The organism is Enterobacter sp. Ap-1006 (assembly GCF_011752835.1).
Taxonomy (GTDB): Bacteria; Pseudomonadota; Gammaproteobacteria; order Enterobacterales; family Enterobacteriaceae; genus Cedecea.
The window spans coordinates 149843-175015 of record NZ_VWWU01000005.1; the positions used below are offsets into that span (position 1 = coordinate 149843).

General features: G+C 50.0%; 27 protein-coding genes, 1 tRNA gene and 2 pseudogenes. 11 read left to right on the plus strand and 19 right to left on the minus strand.

Annotated elements, in window-relative coordinates; translation table 11 throughout:
- Nucleotides 1–35: 35 nt before the first annotated feature.
- Nucleotides 36–1265, minus strand: a complete 1230-nt coding sequence (locus F3J28_RS16560) for an amino acid permease (RefSeq protein WP_166877894.1) — start codon at nt 1263–1265, stop codon at nt 36–38.
- Nucleotides 1266–1704: 439 nt separating this feature from the next.
- Nucleotides 1705–3207 (minus strand): helicase HerA-like C-terminal domain-containing protein, encoded by a 1503-nt coding sequence (locus F3J28_RS16565; RefSeq protein WP_166877897.1) that lies wholly within the window; start codon nt 3205–3207, stop codon nt 1705–1707.
- Nucleotides 3208–3343: 136 nt separating this feature from the next.
- On the opposite strand from F3J28_RS16565, the gene F3J28_RS16570 reads away from it, so the two are divergent.
- Complete coding sequence (locus F3J28_RS16570) at nt 3344–4984, plus strand: dihydroxyacetone kinase subunit DhaK (protein WP_166877900.1); 1641 nt, start codon at nt 3344–3346, stop codon at nt 4982–4984.
- A gap of 32 nt (nt 4985–5016) precedes the next feature.
- On the opposite strand, the gene ahr is transcribed toward F3J28_RS16570, so the two are convergent.
- The 4 genes from ahr to F3J28_RS16590 form a co-directional block, all read right to left on the minus strand.
- The gene (ahr, locus tag F3J28_RS16575) at nt 5017–6036 is read right to left on the minus strand and encodes an NADPH-dependent aldehyde reductase Ahr (RefSeq protein ID WP_166877903.1); all 1020 of its coding nucleotides are present in this window, start codon (nt 6034–6036) and stop codon (nt 5017–5019) included.
- An 80-nt stretch (nt 6037–6116) separates the two neighbouring features.
- Nucleotides 6117–7175 (minus strand): Gfo/Idh/MocA family protein, encoded by a 1059-nt coding sequence (locus F3J28_RS16580; RefSeq protein ID WP_166877906.1) that lies wholly within the window; start codon nt 7173–7175, stop codon nt 6117–6119.
- An 18-nt stretch (nt 7176–7193) separates the two neighbouring features.
- Nucleotides 7194–7772: a class I SAM-dependent methyltransferase gene (locus F3J28_RS16585; RefSeq protein ID WP_166877908.1), complete on the minus strand. Its 579-nt coding sequence runs from the start codon at nt 7770–7772 to the stop codon at nt 7194–7196.
- Entirely contained in the window at nt 7772–8794 is a 1023-nt protein-coding gene (locus F3J28_RS16590) for an HNH endonuclease (protein WP_166877910.1), read from the minus strand. Before F3J28_RS16590 ends, F3J28_RS16585 begins: the two co-directional genes overlap by 1 nt.
- Nucleotides 8795–9060: 266 nt before the next feature.
- Here F3J28_RS16590 and F3J28_RS16595 point away from each other — a divergent pair.
- A tRNA-Leu gene (locus F3J28_RS16595) sits at nt 9061–9145 on the plus strand.
- 304 nt (nt 9146–9449) lie between these two features.
- Here F3J28_RS16595 and qatC read toward each other — a convergent pair.
- From qatC to F3J28_RS16620, 5 genes are all read right to left on the minus strand, one after another.
- Nucleotides 9450–10733, minus strand: coding sequence for a Qat anti-phage system QueC-like protein QatC (qatC, locus tag F3J28_RS16600; RefSeq protein ID WP_166877913.1), 1284 nt, complete (start codon nt 10731–10733; stop codon nt 9450–9452).
- Nucleotides 10730–11593 (minus strand): Qat anti-phage system associated protein QatB, encoded by an 864-nt coding sequence (gene qatB / locus F3J28_RS16605; protein WP_166877915.1) that lies wholly within the window; start codon nt 11591–11593, stop codon nt 10730–10732. Before qatB ends, qatC begins: the two co-directional genes overlap by 4 nt.
- Before the next feature lie 2 nt (nt 11594–11595).
- Entirely contained in the window at nt 11596–13455 is a 1860-nt protein-coding gene (locus tag F3J28_RS16610; protein WP_166877919.1) for a KAP family P-loop NTPase fold protein, read from the minus strand.
- 320 nt (nt 13456–13775) lie between these two features.
- Nucleotides 13776–14033: a helix-turn-helix domain-containing protein gene (locus F3J28_RS16615; RefSeq protein ID WP_166877922.1), complete on the minus strand. Its 258-nt coding sequence runs from the start codon at nt 14031–14033 to the stop codon at nt 13776–13778.
- Nucleotides 14034–14151: 118 nt separating this feature from the next.
- The gene (locus F3J28_RS16620; protein WP_166877924.1) at nt 14152–14604 is read right to left on the minus strand and encodes an acyltransferase; all 453 of its coding nucleotides are present in this window, start codon (nt 14602–14604) and stop codon (nt 14152–14154) included.
- A gap of 213 nt (nt 14605–14817) precedes the next feature.
- On the opposite strand from F3J28_RS16620, the gene F3J28_RS16625 reads away from it, so the two are divergent.
- Nucleotides 14818–15369, plus strand: coding sequence for a type IV secretion protein Rhs (locus F3J28_RS16625; protein ID WP_166877927.1), 552 nt, complete (start codon nt 14818–14820; stop codon nt 15367–15369).
- On the plus strand, nt 15366–15755 hold the full coding sequence (locus F3J28_RS16630; protein ID WP_166877930.1) for a putative T6SS immunity periplasmic lipoprotein: 390 nt from the start codon (nt 15366–15368) through the stop codon (nt 15753–15755). Before F3J28_RS16625 ends, F3J28_RS16630 begins: the two co-directional genes overlap by 4 nt.
- Nucleotides 15756–15820: 65 nt before the next feature.
- Here F3J28_RS16630 and F3J28_RS16635 read toward each other — a convergent pair.
- Nucleotides 15821–16144: pseudogene (locus F3J28_RS16635) on the minus strand (DUF3455 domain-containing protein); the annotation flags it as partial.
- Nucleotides 16145–16150: 6 nt separating this feature from the next.
- On the minus strand, nt 16151–16291 hold the full coding sequence (locus tag F3J28_RS16640) for a hypothetical protein (protein ID WP_286178279.1): 141 nt from the start codon (nt 16289–16291) through the stop codon (nt 16151–16153).
- Nucleotides 16292–16535: 244 nt separating this feature from the next.
- Here F3J28_RS16640 and F3J28_RS16645 point away from each other — a divergent pair, with 244 nt between their 5' ends.
- The 3 genes from F3J28_RS16645 (at nt 16536) to F3J28_RS16655 (ending at nt 18356) form a co-directional block, all read left to right on the plus strand.
- Nucleotides 16536–17387 (plus strand): YPO3983 family protein, encoded by an 852-nt coding sequence (locus F3J28_RS16645; RefSeq protein ID WP_166877932.1) that lies wholly within the window; start codon nt 16536–16538, stop codon nt 17385–17387.
- Nucleotides 17371–17826: a DUF943 family protein gene (locus F3J28_RS16650; RefSeq protein WP_166877935.1), complete on the plus strand. Its 456-nt coding sequence runs from the start codon at nt 17371–17373 to the stop codon at nt 17824–17826. Before F3J28_RS16645 ends, F3J28_RS16650 begins: the two co-directional genes overlap by 17 nt.
- Before the next feature lie 71 nt (nt 17827–17897).
- Entirely contained in the window at nt 17898–18356 is a 459-nt protein-coding gene (locus tag F3J28_RS16655; protein WP_166878346.1) for a DUF943 family protein, read from the plus strand.
- Between the two features lie 70 nt (nt 18357–18426).
- Here F3J28_RS16655 and F3J28_RS16660 read toward each other — a convergent pair whose 3' ends face one another.
- The gene (locus F3J28_RS16660; protein ID WP_502706911.1) at nt 18427–18705 is read right to left on the minus strand and encodes a DUF3455 domain-containing protein; all 279 of its coding nucleotides are present in this window, start codon (nt 18703–18705) and stop codon (nt 18427–18429) included.
- 275 nt (nt 18706–18980) lie between these two features.
- On the opposite strand from F3J28_RS16660, the pseudogene F3J28_RS16665 reads away from it, so the two are divergent.
- From F3J28_RS16665 to F3J28_RS16675, 3 genes and pseudogenes are all read left to right on the plus strand, one after another.
- A pseudogene (locus F3J28_RS16665) lies at nt 18981–19667 on the plus strand (YPO3983 family protein); the annotation flags it as partial.
- A gap of 99 nt (nt 19668–19766) precedes the next feature.
- Nucleotides 19767–20228 carry a DUF943 family protein gene (locus F3J28_RS16670; RefSeq protein WP_166877938.1) on the plus strand — a complete coding sequence of 154 codons (462 nt, stop codon included), beginning with the start codon at nt 19767–19769 and terminating at the stop codon, nt 20226–20228.
- Between the two features lie 65 nt (nt 20229–20293).
- Nucleotides 20294–20752, plus strand: a complete 459-nt coding sequence (locus tag F3J28_RS16675) for a DUF943 family protein (protein ID WP_166878349.1) — start codon at nt 20294–20296, stop codon at nt 20750–20752.
- Between the two features lie 70 nt (nt 20753–20822).
- On the opposite strand, the gene F3J28_RS16680 is transcribed toward F3J28_RS16675, so the two are convergent.
- From F3J28_RS16680 to F3J28_RS16700, 5 genes are all read right to left on the minus strand, one after another.
- The gene (locus tag F3J28_RS16680; RefSeq protein ID WP_166877941.1) at nt 20823–21347 is read right to left on the minus strand and encodes a DUF3455 domain-containing protein; all 525 of its coding nucleotides are present in this window, start codon (nt 21345–21347) and stop codon (nt 20823–20825) included.
- Nucleotides 21344–21871 (minus strand): superoxide dismutase family protein, encoded by a 528-nt coding sequence (gene sodC, locus F3J28_RS16685; RefSeq protein ID WP_166877943.1) that lies wholly within the window; start codon nt 21869–21871, stop codon nt 21344–21346. Before sodC ends, F3J28_RS16680 begins: the two co-directional genes overlap by 4 nt.
- A 470-nt stretch (nt 21872–22341) precedes the next feature.
- The gene (pnuC, locus tag F3J28_RS16690) at nt 22342–23058 is read right to left on the minus strand and encodes a nicotinamide riboside transporter PnuC (RefSeq protein WP_166877946.1); all 717 of its coding nucleotides are present in this window, start codon (nt 23056–23058) and stop codon (nt 22342–22344) included.
- A gap of 2 nt (nt 23059–23060) precedes the next feature.
- Nucleotides 23061–23807, minus strand: coding sequence for a nucleoside phosphorylase (locus tag F3J28_RS16695; RefSeq protein WP_166877949.1), 747 nt, complete (start codon nt 23805–23807; stop codon nt 23061–23063).
- 58 nt (nt 23808–23865) lie between these two features.
- Entirely contained in the window at nt 23866–24564 is a 699-nt protein-coding gene (locus F3J28_RS16700; RefSeq protein ID WP_502706912.1) for a Crp/Fnr family transcriptional regulator, read from the minus strand.
- A 217-nt stretch (nt 24565–24781) separates the two neighbouring features.
- On the opposite strand from F3J28_RS16700, the gene F3J28_RS16705 reads away from it, so the two are divergent.
- Nucleotides 24782–25114: a YegP family protein gene (locus F3J28_RS16705; RefSeq protein WP_166877952.1), complete on the plus strand. Its 333-nt coding sequence runs from the start codon at nt 24782–24784 to the stop codon at nt 25112–25114.
- Nucleotides 25115–25173 lie beyond the last annotated feature (59 nt).

A 25173-nucleotide genomic window follows, 5' to 3' on the forward strand; every position in this document is an offset into this window, starting at 1 on the left:
CCTCTCCCTAAGGGAGAGGGCCGGGGTGAGGGAAATCAGTGAATAAACATCACCGACACACACAAGATCCCGATAATCAGCGTCAACAGATTCGCCAGCGAACGCCACGGCTTAAGCGCGGGCACGAGATATGTCGACAGGGTTGGCATAATAAACAGAATCAGTGCGATAAGCGGCCCGCTGATGGCGTAAATCATCGCCAGCGCATTCGGGTTGATGTAGCACACCACGAAGGTCAGCAGCGAAATCAGGGTAATAGACAGCGCCCGACAGAAGGCCCGGCTTCGGCTCATACCCGACGCACCCAGCGTGGACTTAACAATCGCCGTTGCCCCTTCAATCACCCCGAAATAGGTGCCCAGGAACGACTTGGACATCGCCACTATCGCAACAATAAAGCCTGAAATACCCAGCCAGGCCGGCGTGCCCGGCACCATCGACAGCGCGGACAGAATGGTCAGGCCCTGAGCCTTCGCGGCGGTAATGTCCTGAGCAGGAATAGACAGGAAGCAGCTAAACACGAAGAACAGCACGCTGCAGCAAATCACAAAATAGGCGACGCGCATGATTTTCTTGCTGTTATTCATCGCGCCTTCGCCGTGGCTTTCACGCTGCGCTACGGCAAAAGTAGAGATAATCGGCGTGTGGCTGAAGGCGAAGACCATCACCGGAATCGACATCCAGATCTCACCCAATGCGTGGCGGTCGAGGACTAAGCCCTCTGTCAGCAAAGACGTCTGCCAGCTGCTGGTCAAATAGAGGGATAAAAACAGGAAGTAGGCAATCAGCGGGAAAACCAGGAGCCCCATCACTTTGATGGTAACCTGCCGCCCCATCAGGAAGATCAGGTTCAGCGCCGCAACGACGCCAAGGCTAACCAGCACTCTGATTGTGGTCGTAATCGGCCCGTGTTTGGCTAACTGCTCGATGAGCGAATTGGTAATCGCGACGGCATAAATCAGAATCACCACAAAGAACGCGACGAAGTAGAGCCCGGTGATCAGGTTGCCGATTGTTTTGCCGTAGTAGTGGGTCACGGCGCTGGTGATGCCGCCGCTGCCTGGGGTTTTTGCCGACAGGATAAACTGGCAGAGCGCCCGGTGCGGCCAGTAGGTCAGCGGGTAGGCGATCAATGCCGTAAGAAGCAGAACGATGGCGCCGGCGGAGCCGAGCTGAATAGGGAGAAAAAGGGTTCCTGCGCCAACGGCAGTACCATATAAGGCGAAACTCCACAAAGTTTCTTCTTTTGTCCAGAATTTGCGCATTATTTAATCTTTTCTTCTGACTGATTTCCAAAAACCGGCGTAATCTAGCACAAAACTGACCTGGTGAGTCATTTGGCTGTTATTGCAGAGGTTATTACCCTCACCCCGGCCCTCTCCCTGGAAGGGAGAGGGGGAAGGAAAACTGTGGCTGCTCACTTGTTCGGGTCGAAAAAGAAAGTCCCCTCTCCCTGGAAGGGAGAGGGAGAAGGAAAGCTGTGGCTGCTCAATTGTTCGGGTCGAAAAAGAAAGTCTCCTCTCCCTGAGGGAGAGGGGGAAGGAAAACTGTGGCTGCTCACTTGTTCGGGTCGAAAAAGAAAGTCCCCTCTCCCTGGAAGGGAGAGGGGGAAGGAAGGCTGTGGCTGCTCAATTGTTCGGGGCAGAAAAAGAAAGTCCCCTCTCCCTGAGGGAGAGGGTTAGGGTGAGGGGGAAATCACGGCACCTACCGCTTACGCCCCCCCATAATGCTGCCCAGTACGCCGCGAATAATCTGGTTCGTCACCTGCCTCGCCGCGCTCTTTGCCATCGTCTGCACCACGCCATCGCGCTTGCCGCCTCGTGGCCCGGTGCTGCCGAACAGAATATCCTTCAACCCGCCGAGAATTCCGTCGTCCACCGCCACGGCCTGACCTTTGGCCGGTGGCGCGTCCTGCTGCTCTCCCGCGGCCTGCACGCCTTTTTGAAGGATCTCGTAGGCCGATTCCCGGTCAATCACTTCGTCATATTTGCCGTACAGCGGGGAGTGATTCAGCAGGCCGTTACGCTCGTCGTCCGTCACCGGCCCCATGCGTGAACAAGGGGCGATCACCATCGCGCGCTCGACCACCGTCGGGCTGCCTTTGGCGTCGAGGAAGGAGATTAGCGCCTCGCCGGTGCCCAGTTCCTGAATAGCCTTTTCGGTATCGAAAGCCGGATTCGCCCGCATGGTCTGCGCCGCCGCTTTCACAGCCTTCTGGTCTTTGGGCGTAAAGGCGCGCAGGGCGTGCTGGACGCGGTTACCCAACTGGCCAAGCACAATGTCCGGCACATCGGCAGGGTTTTGCGTCACGAAGTACACGCCCACGCCTTTGGAGCGGATCAGGCGGATCACCTGCTCGATTTTATCCAGCAGAACCTGCGGGGCGTCGTTAAACAGCAAGTGCGCCTCGTCGAAGAAGAACACCAGTTTCGGTTTATCGAGATCGCCCGCTTCCGGCAACTGCTCATAAAGCTCGGACAGCATCCACAGCAGGCTGGCGGCGTACAGCTTCGGCATCTGGTAGAGCTTTTCCGCCGACAGAATATTGATGATCCCTTTGCCGTTTGAATCGGTGCGCATCCAGTCTTTAATATCCAGCATCGGCTCGCCGAAGAAATACTCCGCGCCCTGCTGCTCAAGAGAAAGCAGCCCACGCTGAATGGCCCCGACGGAAGCGCTGCTGATATTGCCGTACTGCGTCTGGAAGGCTTTGGCGTTATCACCGATGTACTGAGTCAGGGCGCGCAGGTCTTTAAAGTCCAGCAGCGGCAGGCCCTGGTCGTCCGAAATGCGGAAAATGATCTGCAGAACGCCGCTTTGCACATCATTCAGGTTCAGCAGCCGTGCCAGCAGCAAAGGCCCTAGATCGCAGACGGTGGCGCGAACAGGATGCCCTTTCTCGCCGAAGATATCCCACAGCACCACCGGATTGCCGTGCGGCGACCAGTCCGCCACGCCGATATTGGCAAGCCTGGCGAGGAGCTTCTCAGACTCGGCACCTTCTTCGGCCACGCCGGTTAAATCTCCCTTCACGTCGGCCATAAACACCGGCACGCCAATCTCTGAGAAGGACTCAGCCAGTTTCTGCAGCGTCACGGTTTTGCCCGTCCCGGTTGCGCCGGTGATCAACCCGTGGCGGTTCGCCATGTTGGGCAGAATATGCAGTTCAGTCTCTTTGGTTCTGGCAATCAGCAGTGGTTCAGTCATGAGCGTTTCCCTGTGGCAACATTTGTCTAAAGCATAGCCTTCCGCACGAATTGAGCATCAGGATCTTCCCATGTTTACCCCCTCGGCCCGGCGAAGGTCTATGCTTGGCAGATCTCTTACACAACCAGGGAAAGCTATGTCCAGATTCTTTTATAACGATCGCAAGCAGTTGGTTAACGATGCCATCGAAGGCGTCATTGTCAGTTCCCGCTACCGCAACCTTGTGCGGCTGGATATCGATCCGGCGATCCGCGTGGTGGCCCGCAGCGACTGGGACAAAAGCAAAGTGGCGATTATCTCAGGCGGCGGCTCCGGCCACGAACCGGCGCACGTGGGCTTCGTCGGTAAAGGGATGCTGACTGCGGCGGTGTGCGGCGACCTGTTTGCCTCCCCGAGCGTGGATGCGGTGCTGAACGCCATTGTCGGCGTCACCGGGGATCGCGGCTGCCTGCTGATCGTCAAAAACTACACCGGCGACAGGCTGAACTTCGGCCTGGCCGCAGAGAAAGCCAAAAAGCACGGGCTGAAGGTCGAGATGGTGATCGTCGGCGACGACATTTCGCTGCCGGATAACAAACAGCCGCGCGGCATCGCCGGCACAGCGCTGGTGCACAAAATTGCGGGCTATGCCGCAGAGCAGGGCAAATCTCTCTGTGACGTGCGGGACATCGCGCAAAAGGCCTGCGACAGCATTGCCAGCATGGGCGTGGCGATGCAAACCTGTAACCTGCCGGGCAGCGATGATGCAGAAGGGCGTATTAAAGGCGGCCACGTCGAGCTTGGGCTGGGTATTCACGGCGAGCCAGGAGCCAGCACGGTGGACACCCAAAACAGCGCAGAAGTGATTGCCACGCTGGTGAAGCACCTGCGCAAAGCGACGGGCAAAGAGAGCGACCTGGCGGTGCTGATCAACAATCTCGGCGGCGTTTCCTCGCTGGAAATGGCGCTCCTGACCAAAGAGCTGATGCATTCGAATCTCGGTTCGCAGATCAAATATCTGATCGGCCCCGCGCCGCTGGTCAGCGCCCTGGACATGAAAGGCTTCTCGCTCTCCGCCATCAAGCTGAGCCCGGACTTTATTCAGGCGCTTGAATCTGACGTGGAAACCGCAGGCTGGCAGCCGATGGTGAAATACCACCCGATGCCGGAGCAGAAGCAGGCGGTTATCCGCGAAGACCACGCGGTTAAACCTTCGGCTAACGACGAGGTGAACGCCCTGGTAGCAAGCGTGACCCAAACGCTGATCGCCCAGGAGAACCACCTTAACGCGTTGGACGCCAAAGTGGGCGACGGTGACACCGGCTCAACCTTTGCCGAAGGTGCGCGCGACATCGCCCACCTGAACGACAAAGGCAAGCTGCCGCTGAACGATACCGCCGCGCTGCTGGGGCTGGTGGGCGAGCGACTGGCAACGGTGATGGGCGGCTCCAGCGGCGTGCTGATGTCAATCTTCTTCACCGCCGCCGGGCAAAAAGTCAGTGAGAAGCAGCCGCTGGCGGAGTCCCTGCTGTTTGGTCTGGCGCAGATGAAGCGCTACGGTGGCGCGGACCTGGGCGACAGAACGTTAATCGACGCCCTGCAGCCGGCGCTGGAAGCGCTGAGGGATAAAGACCTGAAAGCCGCCGCGAAGGCAGCAGAGAAGGGCGCGGCCGACACAGCGAAGATGCAAAAAGCCAACGCCGGGCGTTCGTCCTATGTGAACAGCGACAACCTCGATGGCGTGAAAGATCCGGGGGCGGTCGCCGTCGCTTCGGTATTTGCCGGGCTGGTTAAGTGACTAAAAAGGCTCCCGAGGGAGCCTTTCTTACATCAGAAATCCGCTTTCAACACCACGCGGTAGCGGGCTTTGCCGTCGCGTACGTGCTGGATGGCTTCGTTGATTTTCGACATCGGGTACAGCTCGATCTGCGGCTGAACCTTCGCCCGGCTGACCAGCTTCATCAGCGAACGCAGCTCGTGCGGAGAGCCGGTTGCCGACCCGGAGAGGCTGCGGTCGCCGCCGATCAGCGTGCCGGAACGGATCTGGAACGGCTTCATCACCGCGCCCACCGTGTGGAACGTGCCGCTGTAGGCCAGCGCTTCGAAATAGGGCTGCCACTCGAGGTCAACGCTGACGGTATTGATGATCAGATCAAACTGACCTGCCAGCGCGGTTAACGCGGCCGGATCGCGGCTGTTCACCACTTTATCCGCACCCATCGCCAGCACTTCTTCTTTTTTGGACGGGTTAGAACTGAACGCCGTCACCTCGCAGCCCATAGCATGCAGCAGCTTGATGGCGATATGCCCGAGGCCGCCGATGCCGATCACGCCCACGCGGCTGGTGGCGGTGATGTGGTGCATCAGCAGCGGTTTAAACACCGTGATGCCGCCGCACAGTAGCGGCCCGGCAGATTCTATGTCAATGGCGTCCGGCAGCGGGATCGCCCATTGCCAGTCCACGCGAATTTTATCGGCGAAGCCGCCACGGTTCACGATGGTCGGCACGCTGCCTGCCTGGCAGTTTATTTGGCTGCCGCTGATACACGCGTCGCAGTGGCCGCAGCTTCTTGCCGTCCAGCCGATGCCCACGCGCTGGCCGACTTTGAGCCCTTTATTCTGTGCTGCCGATCCCAGCGCGTGCACGCGGCCAATCACCTCATGCCCGGCAACCAGCGGATACTGCGAGAAACCCCATTCGTTGTCGATCATCGACAGATCCGAATGGCAGATGCCGCAGTACTCGACTTTCACCTCGACATCTTCCGGCAGCAGATCGCCCGCGTCGAAATCCTGAAGCGCCAGCTCCGCACCGGCCTTTGGCGCGGCATAACTTTTGATAACAGACATCGCTCTTCCTCCATATTGGCTCTGCAACCAGTGTAGAACATTGGGGGAAGGAGCGACCTGGTGGAATGTGCCCAGAAGGGTTAAAGCTTTACCCAGCCGCCGCCCTGTTCCGCCGAAGCGTAGAGCGCGGCGACGATCTGCTGCACGACATAACCCTGTTCGGCATCGGCCACCATAATCGGTTCGCCCTGAATGTGGCGGACAAAGCTCTCCATGGCGCGGAAATGACGACGGTCGTCGGCGGCCTCCCGGCGCTGGAGCGTTTCCAGCTTGCCGTCGCGGTCGTGATAAATATGCGCCGGGAACAGCGTGGCACCGGCACGTTCGCCGCAGAACTCGACGTTCATTTGCGAGGTTTCTTCCACGTTGAGAATAAAAGAGGTGTCCAGCCGCAGAATGCCGCCACCCTCGAACTCGATCACGCCGAACAGCGCGTCTTCCACCGTATAAAGCGCCGGATCCCACTCGCCAAATTGCCCGCTGTTTTTCGTGTTGCCCAGCCTGCGGAAGCTGTGGGCCATCACCCGCGTCACCTTCGGGAAGCCGAGCACGTACAGTGCGGCGTCCAGCATATGAATGCCGAGATCGATCAGTGGGCCGCCGCCCTGAGAATCTTTGCTGATGAAATTCCCCCACGACGGCACGCCGCTGCGGCGCAGCGCTTTGGCCGTGGTGACATAGACATCCCCCAGCGCCCCGCCCTGAACCTGCTCACGCAGCAGGACGCTGTCCAGCGCAAAGCGATGGTGGAAATTATAGGCCAGTACCCGATTGGCCTTTTGCGCCGCCCGCCGCATCTCGTCGGCCTGTGCCACCGTCATCGCCGGAGGCTTCTCACAGAGCACATGGCAACCCGCCTCCAGCGCCAGCATTACGTGCTCGTAGTGCAAAATATTGGGCGAGCAAACGCTGACGATCTCCGGCTTCGCCTCACGCAGCATCTGCCCGACATCGTCATACGCCGCCGGAATGCCGAGCTTTTCCGCAAATGCCTGAGCACGCGCCAGGTCGCGCCCGCAGGCCGCCACCAAAGCCAGAGAGGAATTAGTGGCATAGTAAGCCGCGTGCACGTTCTCAGCGATCTGCCCCGGCCCGATGATGGCGACTCGCATGGGGGGAGTGGAGTTGGGGTTGGGCATGGAGGCTCCTCGGGTTTGTTAGCGGCGAATAAGAATAACGTTCAGCCACATCTCATCGCGATTGGGGCGAACATCCTGAGTGATCCATTGTTCTGCTATCTCGAGATCGGGCAGATCCTGTAAAAGAGTAGCCAGCCTTTCCTCGTTGATATCGGTAAAGCTGCGACCATCCTTCTCACGCTCGCTATCGCCATACTTAAATGAGAAGTACCAGATGCCCTTCCGCTTTAAAGCCGCCGCCAGTTTCTGCATTACGCCCGGCAACTGTACAAAAGGGACGTGCAGCAGGGAGGCACAGCACCAGATACCGTCGTACTCGTCCTTTGTATCTACCTCAGCGAAAGTCATCTGTTTCACCGGCAGCCCGCTATACTCGCGTGCCAGCGTAACCAGCTCAGGAGAAGCATCGAAAGCATCTACCTGATAGCCCATCTGCGTAAAGGCAAAAGCGTCCCGCCCGGAACCACATCCAGCATCCAGCACTTTTGCATGGGCAGGTAAACGGTGAGTGAAAGCCAGATATAGCGAGGACATATCCACGTTCACCGTGCCGTCGAAGAAAGTTTGGGCGTGGGTCTGGTAATAGTTTTGGGACATCAGAGAACCAGTTCCTTCTGCATAGGCGGTTGCCAGGTTTGCAGGCGGCAGGCATGTGCCTCATTCCACCTGTCGTTTAAAAATGCTCTGCGTTTAGCCTCATTATTGCCCGTCTGGTTGATGATTGCCTCATGTAGCGGCAGGCGGCTGTTAATGAAGTATTCATTGCGGGCGTGAAGCCGGTAAAGCAGATCGATGTGTGGCACTCTGGCAAACTTGCCTTGTTCACCCCGGTTGCAGCTCTGGCAGGCAAGAACCAGATTCCAGACGCCGTTGAGGTTAGTCCCCGGCATGCCATGCTGAGCAACCAGCGGCAGGAAATGATCGACATCCGCCAGCAGCGGGTGACCGGTTTCGAGGCTGATAGGGGCGTGGCAGTAAAAACAATGACCTTTCTGATAGCCATTCAGGCTGTTACGACAGCTGGTTAGCGTGATACGGCTATTGGCTAACTGGGTAAATAACGTTTCCTGCTGCGGATCGAAATGCACGTCCAGCAGTTGTGGAGGCAGGTTCATCTCCCAGGCTTTCTCGACCAGGCGCCAGCGGGCATCGGTTTCATGAATCAGGCTGTGAAACTGTGGGGCTTCCATCAGCCGGTAAAAATCATCCGTCAGGCGAATGCCCTGGCTGCTTCGTACTTCGTTGATAAAAAACTGCTTATCAATTTGGCTGCCGCTGACGTTATGGAAGGCGCCCAGCACCACTTTAAAGCCGTGTTTTACCGTCGCCTGAATCAGCTGTCCATGGGAGATTTCACCGTTGTTGTACTGCACGGCTGCGGTTAAAAATGGCCCCTGTTTGCTCATATTGAGCGTCTGTTTCGGCGCTAGCTTCAGGTGCTCGCAGATATGTTTGCTGAAGGGCACAGCTAAATCTTCCAGCATCACCAGCGTATTATTACGCTCGACGTCATACAGCGCATGGGCCAGCGCAAACTTGTAGGTGGCGAAGTTGTTCCCAAAGAGGATCACGCCCCGCCAGTAGTTTTCCAGCGCAGGATCGACCTGGTAAAAACGCATACGTTTTCCTGGTTACGGTTTGCTAGTGCAAAGGGAGGTGGGTACTAAAACCCGTAACCGGATCACATAACAAATGAAAGATGATGTAAACCGTAGAACGATAGATTTGCTGAATGTGTGAGATGGAGGGGGGCTTATCAGGCGTGCAGGTCTGAGCAAAGGGGAACGATGAAAAATTCAGCACTTAACGCCACTTACGTACAGCGCCGCTTGCAAGGCCGCCAGCGACAGGTATAATCCACAACGTTTCCGCATACCCCTTCAGTGCCGAAGTGGCGAAATCGGTAGACGCAGTTGATTCAAAATCAACCGTAGAGATACGTGCCGGTTCGAGTCCGGCCTTCGGCACCATCGGAACATCAATAGACGTCTTTTTTTGTGCCTGAAATCCAGTATCCGCAAGGCTTTCCTCGCTTTTTCACTCAACCTAAGTCAACCTGATTCAATCTACATCAACTTACTGATGCGGGTACAGGCAGGCGTGGTGAAAGCATTGCGCGCAGATGAAAAATATCCTCAATATGTTTCAGCAGAAATATTATTAATATTATGAACTAATAATTGTTTGAGATGTTTTAAAGGAGATTAATTAATACTGGGCCTTATAGATAGTAGCGAGCGCATATCATGGGAACAATGCGCTCAGCTTAGTTGTCTATAGAACTCCATGTTTTACTAAAAGGCTCTCTAGCTCAGTGAGACCATTTTCAACAACATCTGCATAAAACTGGCGTCCTTCTGCTGAGTTACTTGAGAAGGCGAGTGATCCACCAATAACGTCATTTATGCCATTGCTTCTATACAACAGACAGGCTCTAGCAACAGCGCCAATATCATTGGCACCTTTCTCTCTTGCTGATTCAAGTTTCCCTATATCGTCAAAATAATAATCTTTTACTGTGGTATCTACTATACCTGCGCTTAAAAATGCAGCACGACGAACTAGGCATGGTACACAACGACCACAATGCTGATAATTATAATAACCAAAGCGTCCGCAACTTGTTGTATTACCGATATGTTTGAGAAGAATAGATTGGTTTTTACAGTTCTTGATCATTTCTCCTTTCGTGTAACCCTGATAAGGACGTTTTATAGAAATTTGCATTCCTGCAGCGTTGAAAATATCTTGTATGATACTTAAAAAAACAGGGTGAGTGGTTTTTGTGCTAAGGCTACCAAATCTACCTTCATTAAGTGGTATATTTAGACTTATAAACCCATTTTCAGGAATAAATAATTCAATAGGACGGTTTTTATTTAAAACTGTCGCTGCAAGGACACCATAAGAAATGAATATTAATGAACGGCCTCTTGTGGAACGCTCTGTTGTATGTGGGACTTTTATTCTATGGTTCCACTGATAATGTCGCACTTTACTGTTGAAAGCTGCTGAGAATTCTGATTGTTTCTTTGAATCACCTTTCGCCATTTGTGAAACAAAACATGGAGAACGTCCAGCTTCAGTAAGATCAATAGCGCCAATTAAACTATCCATGCCACCAGAGAGTAATGAAATACAGTCTGCGGATGAAGTCGTAATACTTACTGGCTCGAGAGGGGGATCGCCCCCATCATTTAATGTTATCTCCCAAAAATCTCCAGTTAGAAAACGGAATGCATCTTGAAGCTTATTTATATGTTGAATCCAATTAGCCTTGTTGCAGACAGTTATATTTATTTCAATTTCTCTAGTCCACCCATCCGCAGATTTTTTTCGTAGGCAAGCTAAATCTGCAGCGCAAATTGACATTGCAATAGTTACAAAATCCCAAGTTACAACATCAGGGTATAAACCCATTTTTTTTAGTCTTACCCTCCAATCTTGGGCTATATGTCCAATTTTTTTATTGGCTGGGATAGTGTACAGAGAAAAATACTCTGTATTTTCATCCAAGACTACTGGTAATAGCTTTTCTGGTGCACATACCACTTTCATTGCAATGCTCCTTCATAAACAATAAATGTGTTTTCAAGGGCTTTATCCATGATTTGTTGAAACTGTTTGATGCTTGGATCTGGATTCTCTTTCCTCAAATATGATAATTGTTCGGAAATCTCAGATTGAAGATACTTTCTCATCATATTGATATTTTTCATGGACTTTGATGGTGCGTTTTTCGAACCCTCAAATAATTGTCCTATTTCATGTATTAATTTGTTCTTCACTTCGTTAGATAAATATAATTCAATAAAACTCCAGATATTGTTATCAGTCATTTTAAACAAATCTATATTTTCATCTTTTTTTATAAGTTCAGATAGTGCGAAAGACATAGAGTTTTTAATTGACTCTTCGTCAACAGTGCCGCCAGAGGTAGTTGTCTCTGAGATTATTGCATCAATAATCTCAGAGACCGAAGGAGTTTTACTTAAGAGTTTTTGTGCCCAACCATTGACTGTGCTATCGCGACCATCTCTAAGTGACATTAACAGAGATAATAGATTTGTTGCAGCGTGTGTTGATGCTCTCATTTTTCTAGAGGCTTTTTTCGCACCTCCACTTCCTACTTTTGAAAAGCTCCCAACAGCTTTTTTAAGATAGGAATTATCCGAGCTTAATGCATAGTTTCTTAACTCTCTTCTAGCGTTAGCATAACGCCGTGGTGGCGCCAGTTCTCCAATTTTTTCAACTCCTTCAACAGGTGTCTCACTGTCCTGATCGTTTACTTCATCCTCTTCTTGGGGGACGGGATTGATTTCACCTGTACCTATAGGTAAAGTTTGCAATTTTTCCTCCCAGGGAGGAATAAACGGTACATTTGGACCTGCACCTGAGCTTGAAGTCGAAGTGCCCATAATTATCTCCTTGCTTTCAACTTTATAGCATTGATTGTAGGTTTATTAGTGTCTGGATCGTTTTTCCAGGATTCAAGGGTTTCAGCTGCCCATGGATATTTAAAAATTAACGGAACCAACGGAGCTGGACGTACATTTGCTGGTATTTCTTTAAGTATGGAAATCAATTCATTGCTCAGGGATTCGTATTCTGAAACGACAAATAGACATTTCTTGAGGTATTCAAAGCTCCATTGTTCTGACCTGCACTTAACTTTTAACTTAGTCAGTATTTTTTCTGCTTCTATTTCGCCCACTTGCCTAAGTTGTTCGGAAAGTATATCAAGTATATCATCAGAAATTATTATTGATTCTAACAATGCTCTTGCATTATCGCTCATTTCATCGATGCTGGATATCGATATGAATTTTTCTCGGCTGAGATATAATAATGGGCGTAAATCAATTGATGATAAACTAGGTTTAATTCCTAGCCACGACTCAATGAATGGATTACTCCAGCTTATATCTGGTGCTGTGTATGGGTTACCTTTTTGTAAATCTTTCTCTATTTTAGCAATGAAGCTTGGTTTTCCATCCTCACTCTCAGTAACTGCCCGTGCAAGATAATCAAAAGCAGTTGAAGTAGCACATCGTTCAAATAATTGCATTTTAACTAGTTCTTCAAAAGAAATAGCTAATCCTTGCTCTTCTGCTATTTGCTGCCGTATAATCAAGTTGTTAAGGAATCTTTTTATTAGTCTTGGGTTTCCTGCTATTTCTTTCGTGCTCGATAGTATTTCAGATATTTCCAAGGCTATAGATATTTCTTTTTCGAGAGCAGATGAATAATCGGCAAAAGCTTCTTGCAAATCTTTTTTAGTTAATAATCCTTGCCATGATCTCTTCGCCTTTTCCAGTATGATTTTTTTTGCAGTTTCAGCATTATCTTTGGGGATTATTTTATGTCTTACTGCAAGCTCTGACAATAGAATGACCACGTAGGCTTTTACGTCATTAGTACTAAGTCTTGGAACTCTGAGTGGAACTTGTATCAATTTATCAAAGTAATTAGTAACAAGATCGCTATCAAGATCTGTCTGCGAAAAATGGGAGCGCACGGCACTGCGGATCATACCTTCATCTGCTGCAATAATGAACGCAGTTTGAGGGACAAATAAAAGCAATCTCATAGCCTCTAAAGTAGATATTGCAGTGTTTGGCATGCATCTATCTAAATCATCAACTAATACAACTAATGTTATATTTAATTCTTTTAATAAGCTCGTTAAGCTAAGCCTGAGCTCTTCTATTTGTCTTGGCAGTGATGTTGATTGTTCAGGGCTTAATAAACCGTTGAGCTCTGGAGATAGCTTAGAATAACCATCTTTTAGCTTTTCTATATCATCATTAGTGACTTTTCCCGCAGAAGCAATCCCACTAACCACGCCTAATATCCCACCAATAGGGCCACCAATAGTGCTTCCAACTAATGCCCCAGATATGACTGGAGCTGCAATTTTTAATGCTCTAAAATAATTTATTCTTTTAGCGAAAGAAATGGCCTTGTCGACAAAACTCTGTCTGTCTTCTGCTATTGATAGTATTTTATCTGAGACAGATTGCAGTAGCGCTAATTTTGCATCATCGTAACCTTGATAGAGCCATGCATTGAATTCTAAGAAGACATATTCTTCTTTAGACCCTTCTTTTTGAAGTTTTTCACCAATCATTTTGACAAGTGAGGATTTTCCCGTCCCCCATTTTCCTGAGATACCTATAGATACCGGTTCTCCGTTAGATTCGAAGACAAGGCGCGTTGCAATGCTTGCTATTAGTTTAAAATTCAGTAAGTCGTCCGCTGTTTCTACATCGTTCCACATGTGTCCATACCATCAGGAAAAGTTCATCCCCCACCTTATCTAATGACTTTCTCTACTAGCAATGTTTTTTAAGAATTGGATGATTGTTTTATGACCCAATCGAGGAAATCTAAAGTAAAGTGCTTTTATAGCACTAAACGCTAAAGGGGAAATTTGGTGGTCTTTGTTTTAATTAATAAAATAAATATACATAAAAAACATTGCGTTAGTATTGCTTTGCGAGTCCGGCCTTCGCACCCAGCCAAATAAAAAAAGCCGCACATAAGCGGCCTGCTCCAAAGTAATTCAACGCGAAGTGGTTATGCTGCTGGTGAACGCACTTACTCTCGACTCCCGCGAATAGATCTCTCCCGATCAACAATCTCCCCATCTTCCCCAACATACCGCTCAGGCCATATCTCACTCGGATGAACCTCAAGCGCCTTAGCTATCAAAAACTCACCTTTCGGCCAAGGTCGCGTAAGCGCATTTGCCAGCGTTGAAGAGGCTAGGCCTGATTCTCGGGAAAGTGCCGCCAGGGATGTTCCTTTCTTGCGTAAGCCGGCGATGATATCCGCCGGATGCCAACCTTTATTCATGATTCCCTCCTGTTCATTCTTATAGAATTCTTACTTACTTTATAAGTTAATCTATAAGTAATTCAGAAGGTTGGATACTACGAGAAACGTAGCTTTTGATGGGTAAAGTTGAGGCGATTTAAAACGCCCGCACCAGTCTCGCCGGGCTCCCAACATAAACCCCGGCCACCAGAATATCTTTCGTCACCACGCTGCCTGCGCCGATCACCGCGCCGCTGCAAATATGCTCCGTCAGAATGGTGCTGCCGCTGCCTATGGTGACGTTATCGCCGAGGGTGATGGCTATCCAGTTCTCCGGGTTGGGGTCTGGCCTGCCGCTGCGGAACAGGTCGTTGGCAAAGGTGACGCCGTGGCCGATAAAGCAGTTTTTGCCGGTGGTGACGTTTTCGCACAGGAATGAGTGGGACTGGATCCGGGTACCGGCTCCGATCGCGCAGTGGCGCTGGATCTCGACGAAAGGCCCGACGAATACGCCGCTCTGCAGCGTGCATTCGTAGAGGTTGACCGGCTCCACAACGGTGACGTCGTCCGCTGCAATCACGTCGCGGATGCCGCTTTTCAGGATTTTCATCTTGGTTTGTCCTGGCGAATAAAGTGGTCTCCATTAGACAAAAGTCACTGTCCAACGGCCACAACTTTGTTGGAACCACCGGCTACATAACATTTTTTTATCCCATAAATTTCTAAGCGCCAAATTCTGACTATCGAAAAATAAGAAATCGGGACATAGATTATATTGAGCGTTGGTTTTATGCTGTGGAAAAGCAAACCTTAAGGAAAAGGAATGAGCGCACAGGCGGAAGAGGGCAGCCTCAGAAGAATGACATTGGGCGAAATTGCAATGGCTCGCCGGGTTTTCGGCGATTCAATTTCTTACAGCCGAGTATGGATTCATTGCGACAGCTATCTCCCGTTCGGCCTGCAGAAACAAAACTACGCGATGACGCCAAACGGAGAATTGTGGTACCGCAAGACGATGTATAAAGATGATTTCTCATCTGGCAGCGTCTTTCTTGAAGATAAATATGTTTTTATCCATGAGCTGGTCCATGTGTGGCAACATCAACACGGGCAATGGGTAAGGCTAAGGGGGGCTTTTAGCTGGGCGGCTGAATATACCTATAAATTAGATAAAGAGGCGCTAACAGATTATTCCCTGGAGCAGCAGGCCTCCATTTTAGCGGATTACTGGCTGTTATTGGTTTATGGTATAGACGCGTGGTCCTACTACCAAAGGCCCGGGCGGATGGGGAAATACAGAGGTACAGACAGTAGCCGTGAAGTTCCGGTGCTGTATCGCAAAATAGTCACAGGGAAGGTGAGAACAACGCTATGAGAAAATGTTTGTTAGCCGCTGCCGTGCTCTTGCTGGCCGGGTGTCCTGGTCCGGGCGACAGAATGGTGCCGCGTCAGCCTGCAGAAGTCGTGGCCAAAGGTAATATTGTTTGCGTGGTGTCTCCGCTTGGCAGCGGCGAGCGCATAACGGCCGTACAAATTAACGAAGGGCATGGGAACGTGCAGTACAAGACTTTCGATGATGCTCCAGTTTATGTCGCGAAGGGAGACTGTCTGCCCGCCTTTGGTTTTACCTTCTCTCCCGGCAAAAAATACTCAGTCGCTTACGATGTAAAATCTGATAATTCTTCCTCTCATCTGGTCACAGCAGAGTTTTCTATCACGGAGAACGCTTCCGGCGGAATAAGTATTCAGCACCCGAATTAGTGCTTACTCTCTGAATTGATCCCAGCAGCATAAAGCCCTGGCAGTAAGGCCAGGGCTTTATGCTGCTACTTCGTATAGAACTTATAAGTCACCGTATAAGGCACTTTCAGCGTCGCGCCAAAGGTCGCCGGGTCGCAAACCGTGGGGCCGGTTACGCCGCCGCGAATGTCCACATGCTGGATGCTGCTCACGTTGGCGAACAGGCCTGGCTGGGCCTCTGAGGTGCCGGTTAGCAGCAGCCACGGAATCGAGCCTTTATTTTTCGACGGGCGAGTGGCGCTTAGCGCGCCGGCCACCATTTTGCCGTCCTGCATGCCTGGCCCGCAGTTCGGACTAGTGTGCACGTGGAAGCCGTGAATGCCCGGCGGCAGGCCTTTCAGGGTACCGGCTCCGATCTAGCAGTGGCGCTGGATCTCAACAAAAGGCCCGACGAATACGCCGCTCTGCAGCGTGCATTCGTAGAGGTTGACCGGCTCCACAACGGTGACGTCGTCGCTGGCAATTACGTCGCGGATACCGCTTTTTAGTATTTTCATTGTTGTCTGCCCCGGTGAGTAGAATGAATTTTATTGAGGATAATTCATGGCCTTTTAATGAGGCAATTTGTCGTAGAGCTCTGGGGAGCGACGTAAATCAACATCTCTGATATGAATAAAATCGCAATTAAGAAATCTGAATTCAGACTCTTAATAATGTACAACATTTACACAGTGGCAAGCGACTGTTTATCATGCCTGGCTACCGGGATGATAGAGACCAAAATATACAAGGACGTGATTTATGTCGGCATTGCAATTTCCCTGCAAGATATTTGAAACCCAGAAAAAGATGGATGACAAAAACGCCAAAGATATGAAGTCCGGCGATCTGTCCGAAATCGATCTGAAGGCAAAATTCCACCTGACAGATATTTCTATAAGTGTAAATCCTTACACGTTGACGGAGATCCCTTCATATGAGCATCCGATGGTGCAGTTCTTTCGCCCTAAGAAGGAGGTAAAAAAAATGACAAACTGGGAGTGCGCTCGCATCCTCTTTGATGAGTTCCGGTATTTATCCCGTCCTTTTTCGTGGGACGGTCCTTACACATCTTTGATCGAACTAATGATCACGCACATGCAAAAGTGTGGCGGGAAGCCCTTCAGTCATCCATTACTGAATAGTGCGCTGGAGGAGCAAATATTGAGCGATCGCTCGGAGGAAAACAGTACGCGGCTTCTAATGCAAAATGTATTTGATGCCAAAATTGATTGGGATAATAAATGCTATCCGGCACAACATAAAAAGGATTTGACCGATGCGATAATGAGAGGAAGGTTACCAAAATTCGATCGTCTTCGGGATCGGGTGAATGGTATGGGAGTTACCGTGCATGATACCTGGGCAACGCATATCACAATTAAGTCCCTAACGATTGATAACGAACAATATCACGCTAAGGTTCACTATAAAGTTCAGGATCATTTTGGATTGGATGATGATGATATTTTAAAAATAAAATTTAAAAGTATTCGATTATTTCGTATATGGTTTGTCCTGCAACGCTACAGCGAGTTTGCCTTCAAACCCTTTATTACCAATATGGAAGCCACTATTCATATTATTGGGCGGCGAAATGCAGTTAAAAAATAAAATGATGGTGGGTTTTTTCTGTCTGGCTGGATGTATAGTGGCGGTATACTGCTTATGGCTGTTCTTTCGATCCGTTAAAATCGTCGCTGTTCATCAGAGAAATAACTACAGCAGTATTTTGGTCAAGAACTTCCTGTTCACGGACAAAGGTAAGATTTATTGGTGGTTAAAAAATAAGGATGCACTTAAAGCAAAGTATGATATTCCAAAGCCTACATCTTATGGGGGTTTTACTATCACTATTTGGATATTTAAAGATGGCTATAAAGAAGAGGGTAAGTATGACAGGCTCTGTTTTGGTGATATGAATACCAAAATAAACTGCATTGATAAAAACTCTGTTTTTACTATAAGGAATAGTAAAAACAGAGGAATTACATTTACTGTGGATGATGCTATTTATCGAGAGGAAGAGAACGGTAAGATTGTCAGGCTTTAATATTAGAATATAATGTCTGCAGTTTTGAATAAACAGAAAATGTTTTAGCTTTTAGTCAGTTTTTTGGAGTGATTAAATTGAAAGGTAACATAATAAGGGGACTGAAATTTCTAGCTGGCGGTCTATTGGCAGGATACTGCTTATGGTTAGCATTTCGACCATTTGAAATTGTTGCAGTTCATAAGAGAAATAGTTACAGCGATGTATTAGTGAAAAATTTTCCTTTTACAAAAAAAGGGAAAGTACACTGGTGGTTGAAAAACAAAGCCATGCTCAAAGAAAAATATGGTGCTCCAGGGCCAGACAAGGATGGTTTTTATGTAATTACATTTTGGTATTTTGGGGACGGTTATGTAGAAACGGATGGTTACGATCGGCTATGTTTTGACGATCTGGAGCCACCGTTAAATTGCATCGATAAAGATAAAGCTTTTACGGTGTGGCAGGATAGATATAAAAATACAGTAGTTATTTTTCGTGATGGTCAATATCGATTAAGCGAAAAAGGGGAGCTGATAAAATATCAGTGAACGCCCGTTCCCCTGAAGACATCTCCATCAGCACAAAGCCCCGGCCTTCCGGCCAGGACTTCGCAGGCTGCTACTTTGTATAGAACTTATAAGTCGCCGTGTAAGGCACTTTCAGCGTCGCGCCAAAGGTCGCCGGGTCGCAAACCGTGGGGCCGGTTACGCCGCCACGAATGTCCACATGCTGGATGCTGCTCAAATTGGCGAACAGGCCCGGCTGTGCGTCTGAAGTGCCGGTCAGCAGCAGCCACGGAATCGAGCCTTTATCTTTCGACGGGCGAGTGGCGCTTAGCGCGCCGGCCACCATTTTGCCGTCCTGCATGCCTGGCCCGCAGTTCGGATTAGTGTACACGTGGAAGCCGTGAATGCCCGGCGGCAGGCCTTTCAGGGTACCGGCTCCGATCTAGCAGTGGCGCTGGGGAACGACGTAAATCAACATTTCTGATATGAACAAAATCGCAATTAAGAAATCTGAATTCAGACTCTTAATAATGTACAAAATTTACACAGCGGCTAGTGGCTGCTTATCATGCCTGGCTACCGGGATGGTAGAGACCAAAATATACAAGGACGTGATTTATGTCGGCATTGCAATTTCCCTGCAAGATATTTGAAACCCAGAAAAAGATGGATGACAAAAACGCCAAAGATATGAAGTCCGGCGATCTGTCCGAAATCGATCTGAAGGCAAAATTCCACCTGACAGATATTTCTATAAGTGTAAATCCTTACACGTTGACGGAGATCCCTTCATATGAGCATCCGATGGTGCAGTTCTTTCGCCCTAAGAAGGAGGTAAAAAAACTGACAAACTGGGAGTGCGCTCGCATCCTCTTTGATGAGTTCCGGTATTTATCACGTCCTTTTTCGTGGAACGGTCCTTACACATCTTTGATCGAACTAATGATCACGCACATGCAAAAGTGTGGCGGGAAGCCCTTCAGTCATCCATTACTGAATAGTGCGCTGGAGGAGCAAATATTGAACGATCGCTCGGAGGAAAACAGTACGCGGCTCCGTCTGAAGAAAGTTTTTGATATCCAAATTGATTGGGAGCGTAGATGTTATCCTGCAAAATATAAAAATGAGCTAACAGAAACAATTATGAACGGAATACTACCAAAATTCGATCGTCTTCGGGATCGGGTGAATGGTATGGGAATTACCGTGCATGATACCTGGGCAACGCATATCACAATTAAGTCCCTAACGATTGATAACGAACAATATCACGCTAATGTTCACTATAAAGTTCAGGACCATTTTGGATTGGATGATGATGATATTTTAAAAATAAAATTTAAAAGTATTCGATTATTTCGTATATGGTTTGTCCTGCAACGCTACAGCGAGTTGCCTTCAAACCCTTTATTACCAATATGGAAGCCACTATTCATATTATTGGGCGGCGAAATGCAGTTAAAAAATAAAATGATGGTGGGTTTGTTCTGTCTGGCTGGATGTATAGTGGCGGTATACTGCTTATGGCTGTTCTTTCGATCCGTTAAAATCGTCGCTGTTCATCAGAGAAATAACTACAGCAGTATTTTGGTCAAAAGCTTTCCGTTCACGGACAAAGGTAAGATTTATTGGTGGTTAAAAAATAAGGATGCACTTAAAGCAAAGTATGATATTCCAAAGCCTGCATCTTATGGGGGTTTTACTATCACTATTTGGATATTTAAAGATGGCTATAAAGAAGAGGGTAAGTATGACAGGCTCTGTTTTGATGATATAAATCCAAAAATAAACTGCATTGATAAAAACTCTGTTTTTACTATAAGGAATAGTAAAAACAGAGGAATTACATTTACTGTGGATGATGCTATTTATCGAGAGGAAGAGAACGGTAAGATTGTCAGGCTTGAATATTAGAATATAATGTCTGCAGTTTTGAATAAACAGAAAATGTTTTAGCTTTTAGTCAGTTTTTTGGAGTGATTAAATTGAAAGGTAACATAATAAGGGGACTGAAATTTCTAGCTGCTGGTCTATTGGCAGGATATTGCTTATGGTTAGCATTTCGACCGGTAGAAATTGTTGCAGTTCATAAGAGAAATAGTTACAGTCACATTTTAGTGAAGAACTTCCCCTTAACAAATAAAGGTAAAGTACACTGGTGGTTGAAAAATAAAGATATGCTCAAAGAAAAATATGATGTTCCAGGTACAGGGAAAGATGCTTTTTTTGAAATTATATTTTGGTATTTTGGGGACGGTTATGTAGAAACGGATGGTTACGATCGGCTATGTTTTGACGATCTGGAGCCACCGTTAAATTGCATCGATAAAGATAAAGCTTTTACGGTGTGGCAAGATAGATATAAAAATACAGTAGTTATTTTTCGTGATGGTCAATATCGATTAAGCGAAAAAGGGGAGCTGATAAAATATCAGTGAACGCCCGTTCCCCTGAAGACAACTCCATCAGCACAAAGCCCCGGCCTTTCAGCCAGGACTTTGCATGCCGCTACTTCGTATAAAACTTATAAGTCGCCGTATAAGGCACTTTCAGCGTTGCGCCAAAGGTCGCCGGGTCGCAAACCGTGGGGCCGGTTACGCCGCCACGGGTGTCCACGCGCTGGATGCTGCTCACGTTGGCGAACAGGCCTGGCTGCGCTTCGGATGTGCCGGTTAGCAGCAGCCATGGAATCGAGCCTTTATCTTTCGACGGGCGAGTGGCGCTTAGCGTGCCGGCTACCACGCTGCCGTCCGTGGCCTGCCAGTGCGGGCCGTCGAAGTGTTTGCCGACGAGGTGCTTCAGGCCTTTGTCGCTGAACAGGTCGGCTTCCGGGGCCTGGAATACCCAGTTCCCGGTTTTGGCCTCGGCGTCCGCCGCCGCGCAACGGTAGATTTGCACGCCTCGGGCATAAAGCTCGGTTTGCAGGTGCTCGCCTTTGGGCGCGTCGATGGAGGTATCAGCCGCGTTCGCCAGGGCCGGAAGCCCGCCCATCATCAGCGTGAAACACGCCGCCGTTAAAACACGCTTGCTCATGACGTCACTCCACAAACCATACGTGCGCCGCCACCGCCGAGCATTGCCGGGTGGTCAGAGTGGTTGTCGCCGCCGGCGTGGATCATCAGCGAGTGGCCTTTTAAGTCAGACATGCGCAGGCGAGGAGCCAGCACCGGGTAGGTCGCGGTGCCGTCGCTGTCGACGTACAGCGCAGGCAGGTCGCCGAGGTGGCCGTTGCCCCACGGGCCTTCATGCTTGCCGGTGTGGGCCGGATCTAAGTGGCCGCCGGCCGCCAGGCCAGCCACCATTTTGCCGTCCTGCATGGCGGGGCCGCAGTTCGGATTAGTGTGAACGTGGAAGCCGTGAATGCCCGGCGGCAGGCCTTTCAGGTTCGGCGTAAAGACCACGCCGTACTGGGTGGCGTGGTATTCAATGGTGCCCGCCGGGGTGGAAGTGCCGCTGGCGTCGACGGTGTTCATTGCGACAGTGGCGGCCTGTGCCAGCCCGGTGCAGGCGAGGGCGGCAATACCCAGCGCCAGTTTTAATGTTTTTAACTTATTCATCGTTTAACCCCGTACTTTAATTAGAAGGTGCAAAAAACAGATGTCGCAAAATTTTGTGCTGCGGGCTTATGCGCGGCACTCAGCTGGTTATAACAAACTGTTTTGCGAGTTGTTTGATTGCTCTGATAGGTAAAATTGTGGGTTGAAATTCAGCGTGAAGATTTTTAAAAACAATATTTTCATGAGGTTATCCTGTGGTCTTGAGCGATTAAAGGGAGCGGCCTGAATGAAAATAAAAACGGATAAGGCAGTAAAAAGAGAGAGTGAAAAAGACCTGCTAACGATCGTTAAAAATTATCTCGCTGCTGTGCCTGAAATAAAGTGTAGATGAATACGCTGAGGGAGTTGAAAGCGGTCGCTGAAAATCGCGAGATTTTTAAAAAGCCTTTAATTTTCATCCGGCTTGATAAATGAGATATATCTGAATAGCAAAAGGGCCGCTTAGCGGCCCTTAAACTGAATAAAACGATTTAAGCCAGCGGCCGGGAGCCAATCATTCTGGCGCTCTTGATCCACGCCATAGATCCCATTACCGCAATCGCCGTCAGCAGGATGTATTCCAGCGACATGGCATACACGCCCTGAATGGCGTAAATCACCACGCTAATCACGTCGATAACCACCCAAAGCAGCCAGTTTTCGACGTATTTACGCGTCATCAGCACCATCGCGGCAATCGACAGGATCAGCATCGCGGAATCCCATAGCGGGAAGGCATCCGGCTGGAGAGTTGGCATCTCAACTGCAACGCCGACACTCTGCATAATGCCCACCGCAATATGGGTCAGCACGGCGAAGACCGGGTCGATGAAGAAAGTCATCAGCGCGATGGCGACCAGGCAAACTGCCGCCAGCGTGAACGCCTTGCTGCGCGGCAGCCAGCGGATTTTCAGCGCGGCCTCGTTGGCCTCGTTCTGGCGGCTCCACGCATACCAGCCGTAAATGTTGGCGGCGAAGAAGAACACCTGCAGCAGCAGGCTGGCGTAAAGCTGGATCTGGAAGAAGATCGCCGCAAACAGAGTGACGTTAATCAGGCCGAACAGGTAGTTGATGATCTTCTCTTTGCTGGCGAACCAGATGCAGAGCAGGCCGAAGACGGTGCCGATGGCCTCGATCCACGACAGCGCGTAGCCGCCCTCGCCGAGCGGAATGGTGACCATCACATTCTTAATACTGAAGAAATCCATGATTACTGCTCCTGGCTGTCAAGGTAGAGCGCTTCGAGGGCGAGTAAAATCTCGCGGGATTCACCCTGCAGGCAGGAGTGTTCCTGCTGCTGGTAGTTGTTAATGCCTTCTTCCAGATTGCCGCTGTGCTCAACCACCACGTTAAGCACGGAGGCGATGCGCAAACCGCGCAATGCGCCAACTACCATCAACGGTGCTGTTTCCATATCCGCAGCCAGAATGCCCTTGCCGGACCAGAACTGGTTAATCTCGTCTTCGCGTTCGGTGTAGAAGCTGTCGTGGCTGCGCACATAGCCGCAGTGGCTGACGTAGCCCAGGCGTTTGGCCTGCTGAGTCAGGTGGTGCACCAGGCCGATGTCCGCGCAGGCCGGGTAGCCTTTGTCGATGTACATCTGGCTGGTGCCTTCGTCCCGCACGGCGGCGGTGGCGATCACCAGGTCGCCGAGGCGGATGTGGTTTTGCATCGCCCCGCAGCTGCCGATGCGGATGAGGTTGGTGACGCCAATCTGGCGCAGCTCTTCCACGGCGATGGCGGTAGAAGGCCCACCCATGCCGGTGGACATCACCAGCACTTCCACGCCGCGGAACCAGCCGCGCAGGGCGCGATATTCCCGGTTGCTGCCGAAGTCTTCCACGTTGTCCAGAAACTGCGCGACGTGTTCCACGCGTTTCGGATCGCCCGGCAGGAGCGCATAACGGGCGTGCGTCATCTCCCGGCTGAGCCGGATATGGGGCTGGAGTTGGGTCATGATAGTTACCTGGCGTTAAACGAGCCATTTGGCATGGCTCAGGATTGGCTGCTGTTATTTAATGTTCGGCGTGCTGGCGCAGGCGCTGAGGGTCGAGAACCTGAATCTGCTCGCCGTGAATCGCAATGATATTGTCTTCCCGCAGTTCGGATAAAATGCGGTTAATGCTGCGCGGAGCCACCGCAAACTGCTCGCTTAATTGCTGCTTATTAAGCGGAATACTGCCCTGTATTTGCTGGTATTTCTGCCACAGCACCAGGCAAAGACGCTGATGTAACGAATAAAGAATGTCTTCCCCGGCCTTTTTGGAGAGCTGATAATATTGATCGCTCACGGCCTGTAATATTTTTTGATTAAAGTAATTGTCTAACCCCAGCCAGCGAATAAATTCTTCCCGCGTCAGCACTAAAAGTGCCGCGTCGCTAACCGCTTCTACCGAGCAGATGTATTGCCGCCGCTCGAAGATTTCCAGCTCTCCCAGAATGTCGCCTTTTTTATAGCGCGCCTGGGAATATTTTCGCCCGTCGTCGGCGGTGGTGAAAACGTCGATTTCTCCTTTAACGATCAGGTGAAACTCATCGCATATTTCACCCTGGCGAAAAATCAGCGAGCCGCGTGGGTAATGTTTTAGCTGCCAGCTGCGCAGAATATCCAGCGGGCAGTACTTCAGCAGCTCATACAGCACCGGGTCGCCGGTCACGCGTTCAATGACGTTCAGCCAGTCGCCGGGCCTGCTCTCGTTTTTCATGGTGTTCACTATAAAATTTCCCGTCAAATAAGGACAGGACGCCCGTCCCGCGTTGCCCACAGATTAGCGTGAAAACTGCCAGCGGGATCTTAAATCCGCATCGTGGCCGGGACATTTGTCCCGCCAGGGCGCTGGCGGGGTGGGCTATTTGTTTGTTTTTCGTACATACTGTTTTTGACGTTCACCCAATCTATTAACTGTTTATGATTTTAATCAAGGAGTTAACATGTCTGGTTGGTTCGAATTAAGCAAAAGCAGCGACGGGCAGTTTAAGTTCGTGCTCAAGGCGGGCAATGGCGAAGTGGTGCTCACCAGCGAGCTGTATAAAACCCGCGCCTCGGCGGACAACGGCATCGCCTCCGTGCGCACCAACAGCCCGCTGGAGGAGCGCTACGACAAGAAGATTGCCAGCAACGGGAAGTTCTACTTCAACCTCAAGGCCGGCAATCATCAGGTGATTGGCACCAGCCAGATGTACGCCACGGAGCAATCCCGGGATAAAGGCATTGCCTCGGTGAAAAATAACGGTGGAACCGAAACGGTGAAAGACAAGACTTAACCGGAACCAGGGCGGCGGGGCAATCCGCGAGCATTCACCTGGGTGATGTTTTCGCGTGA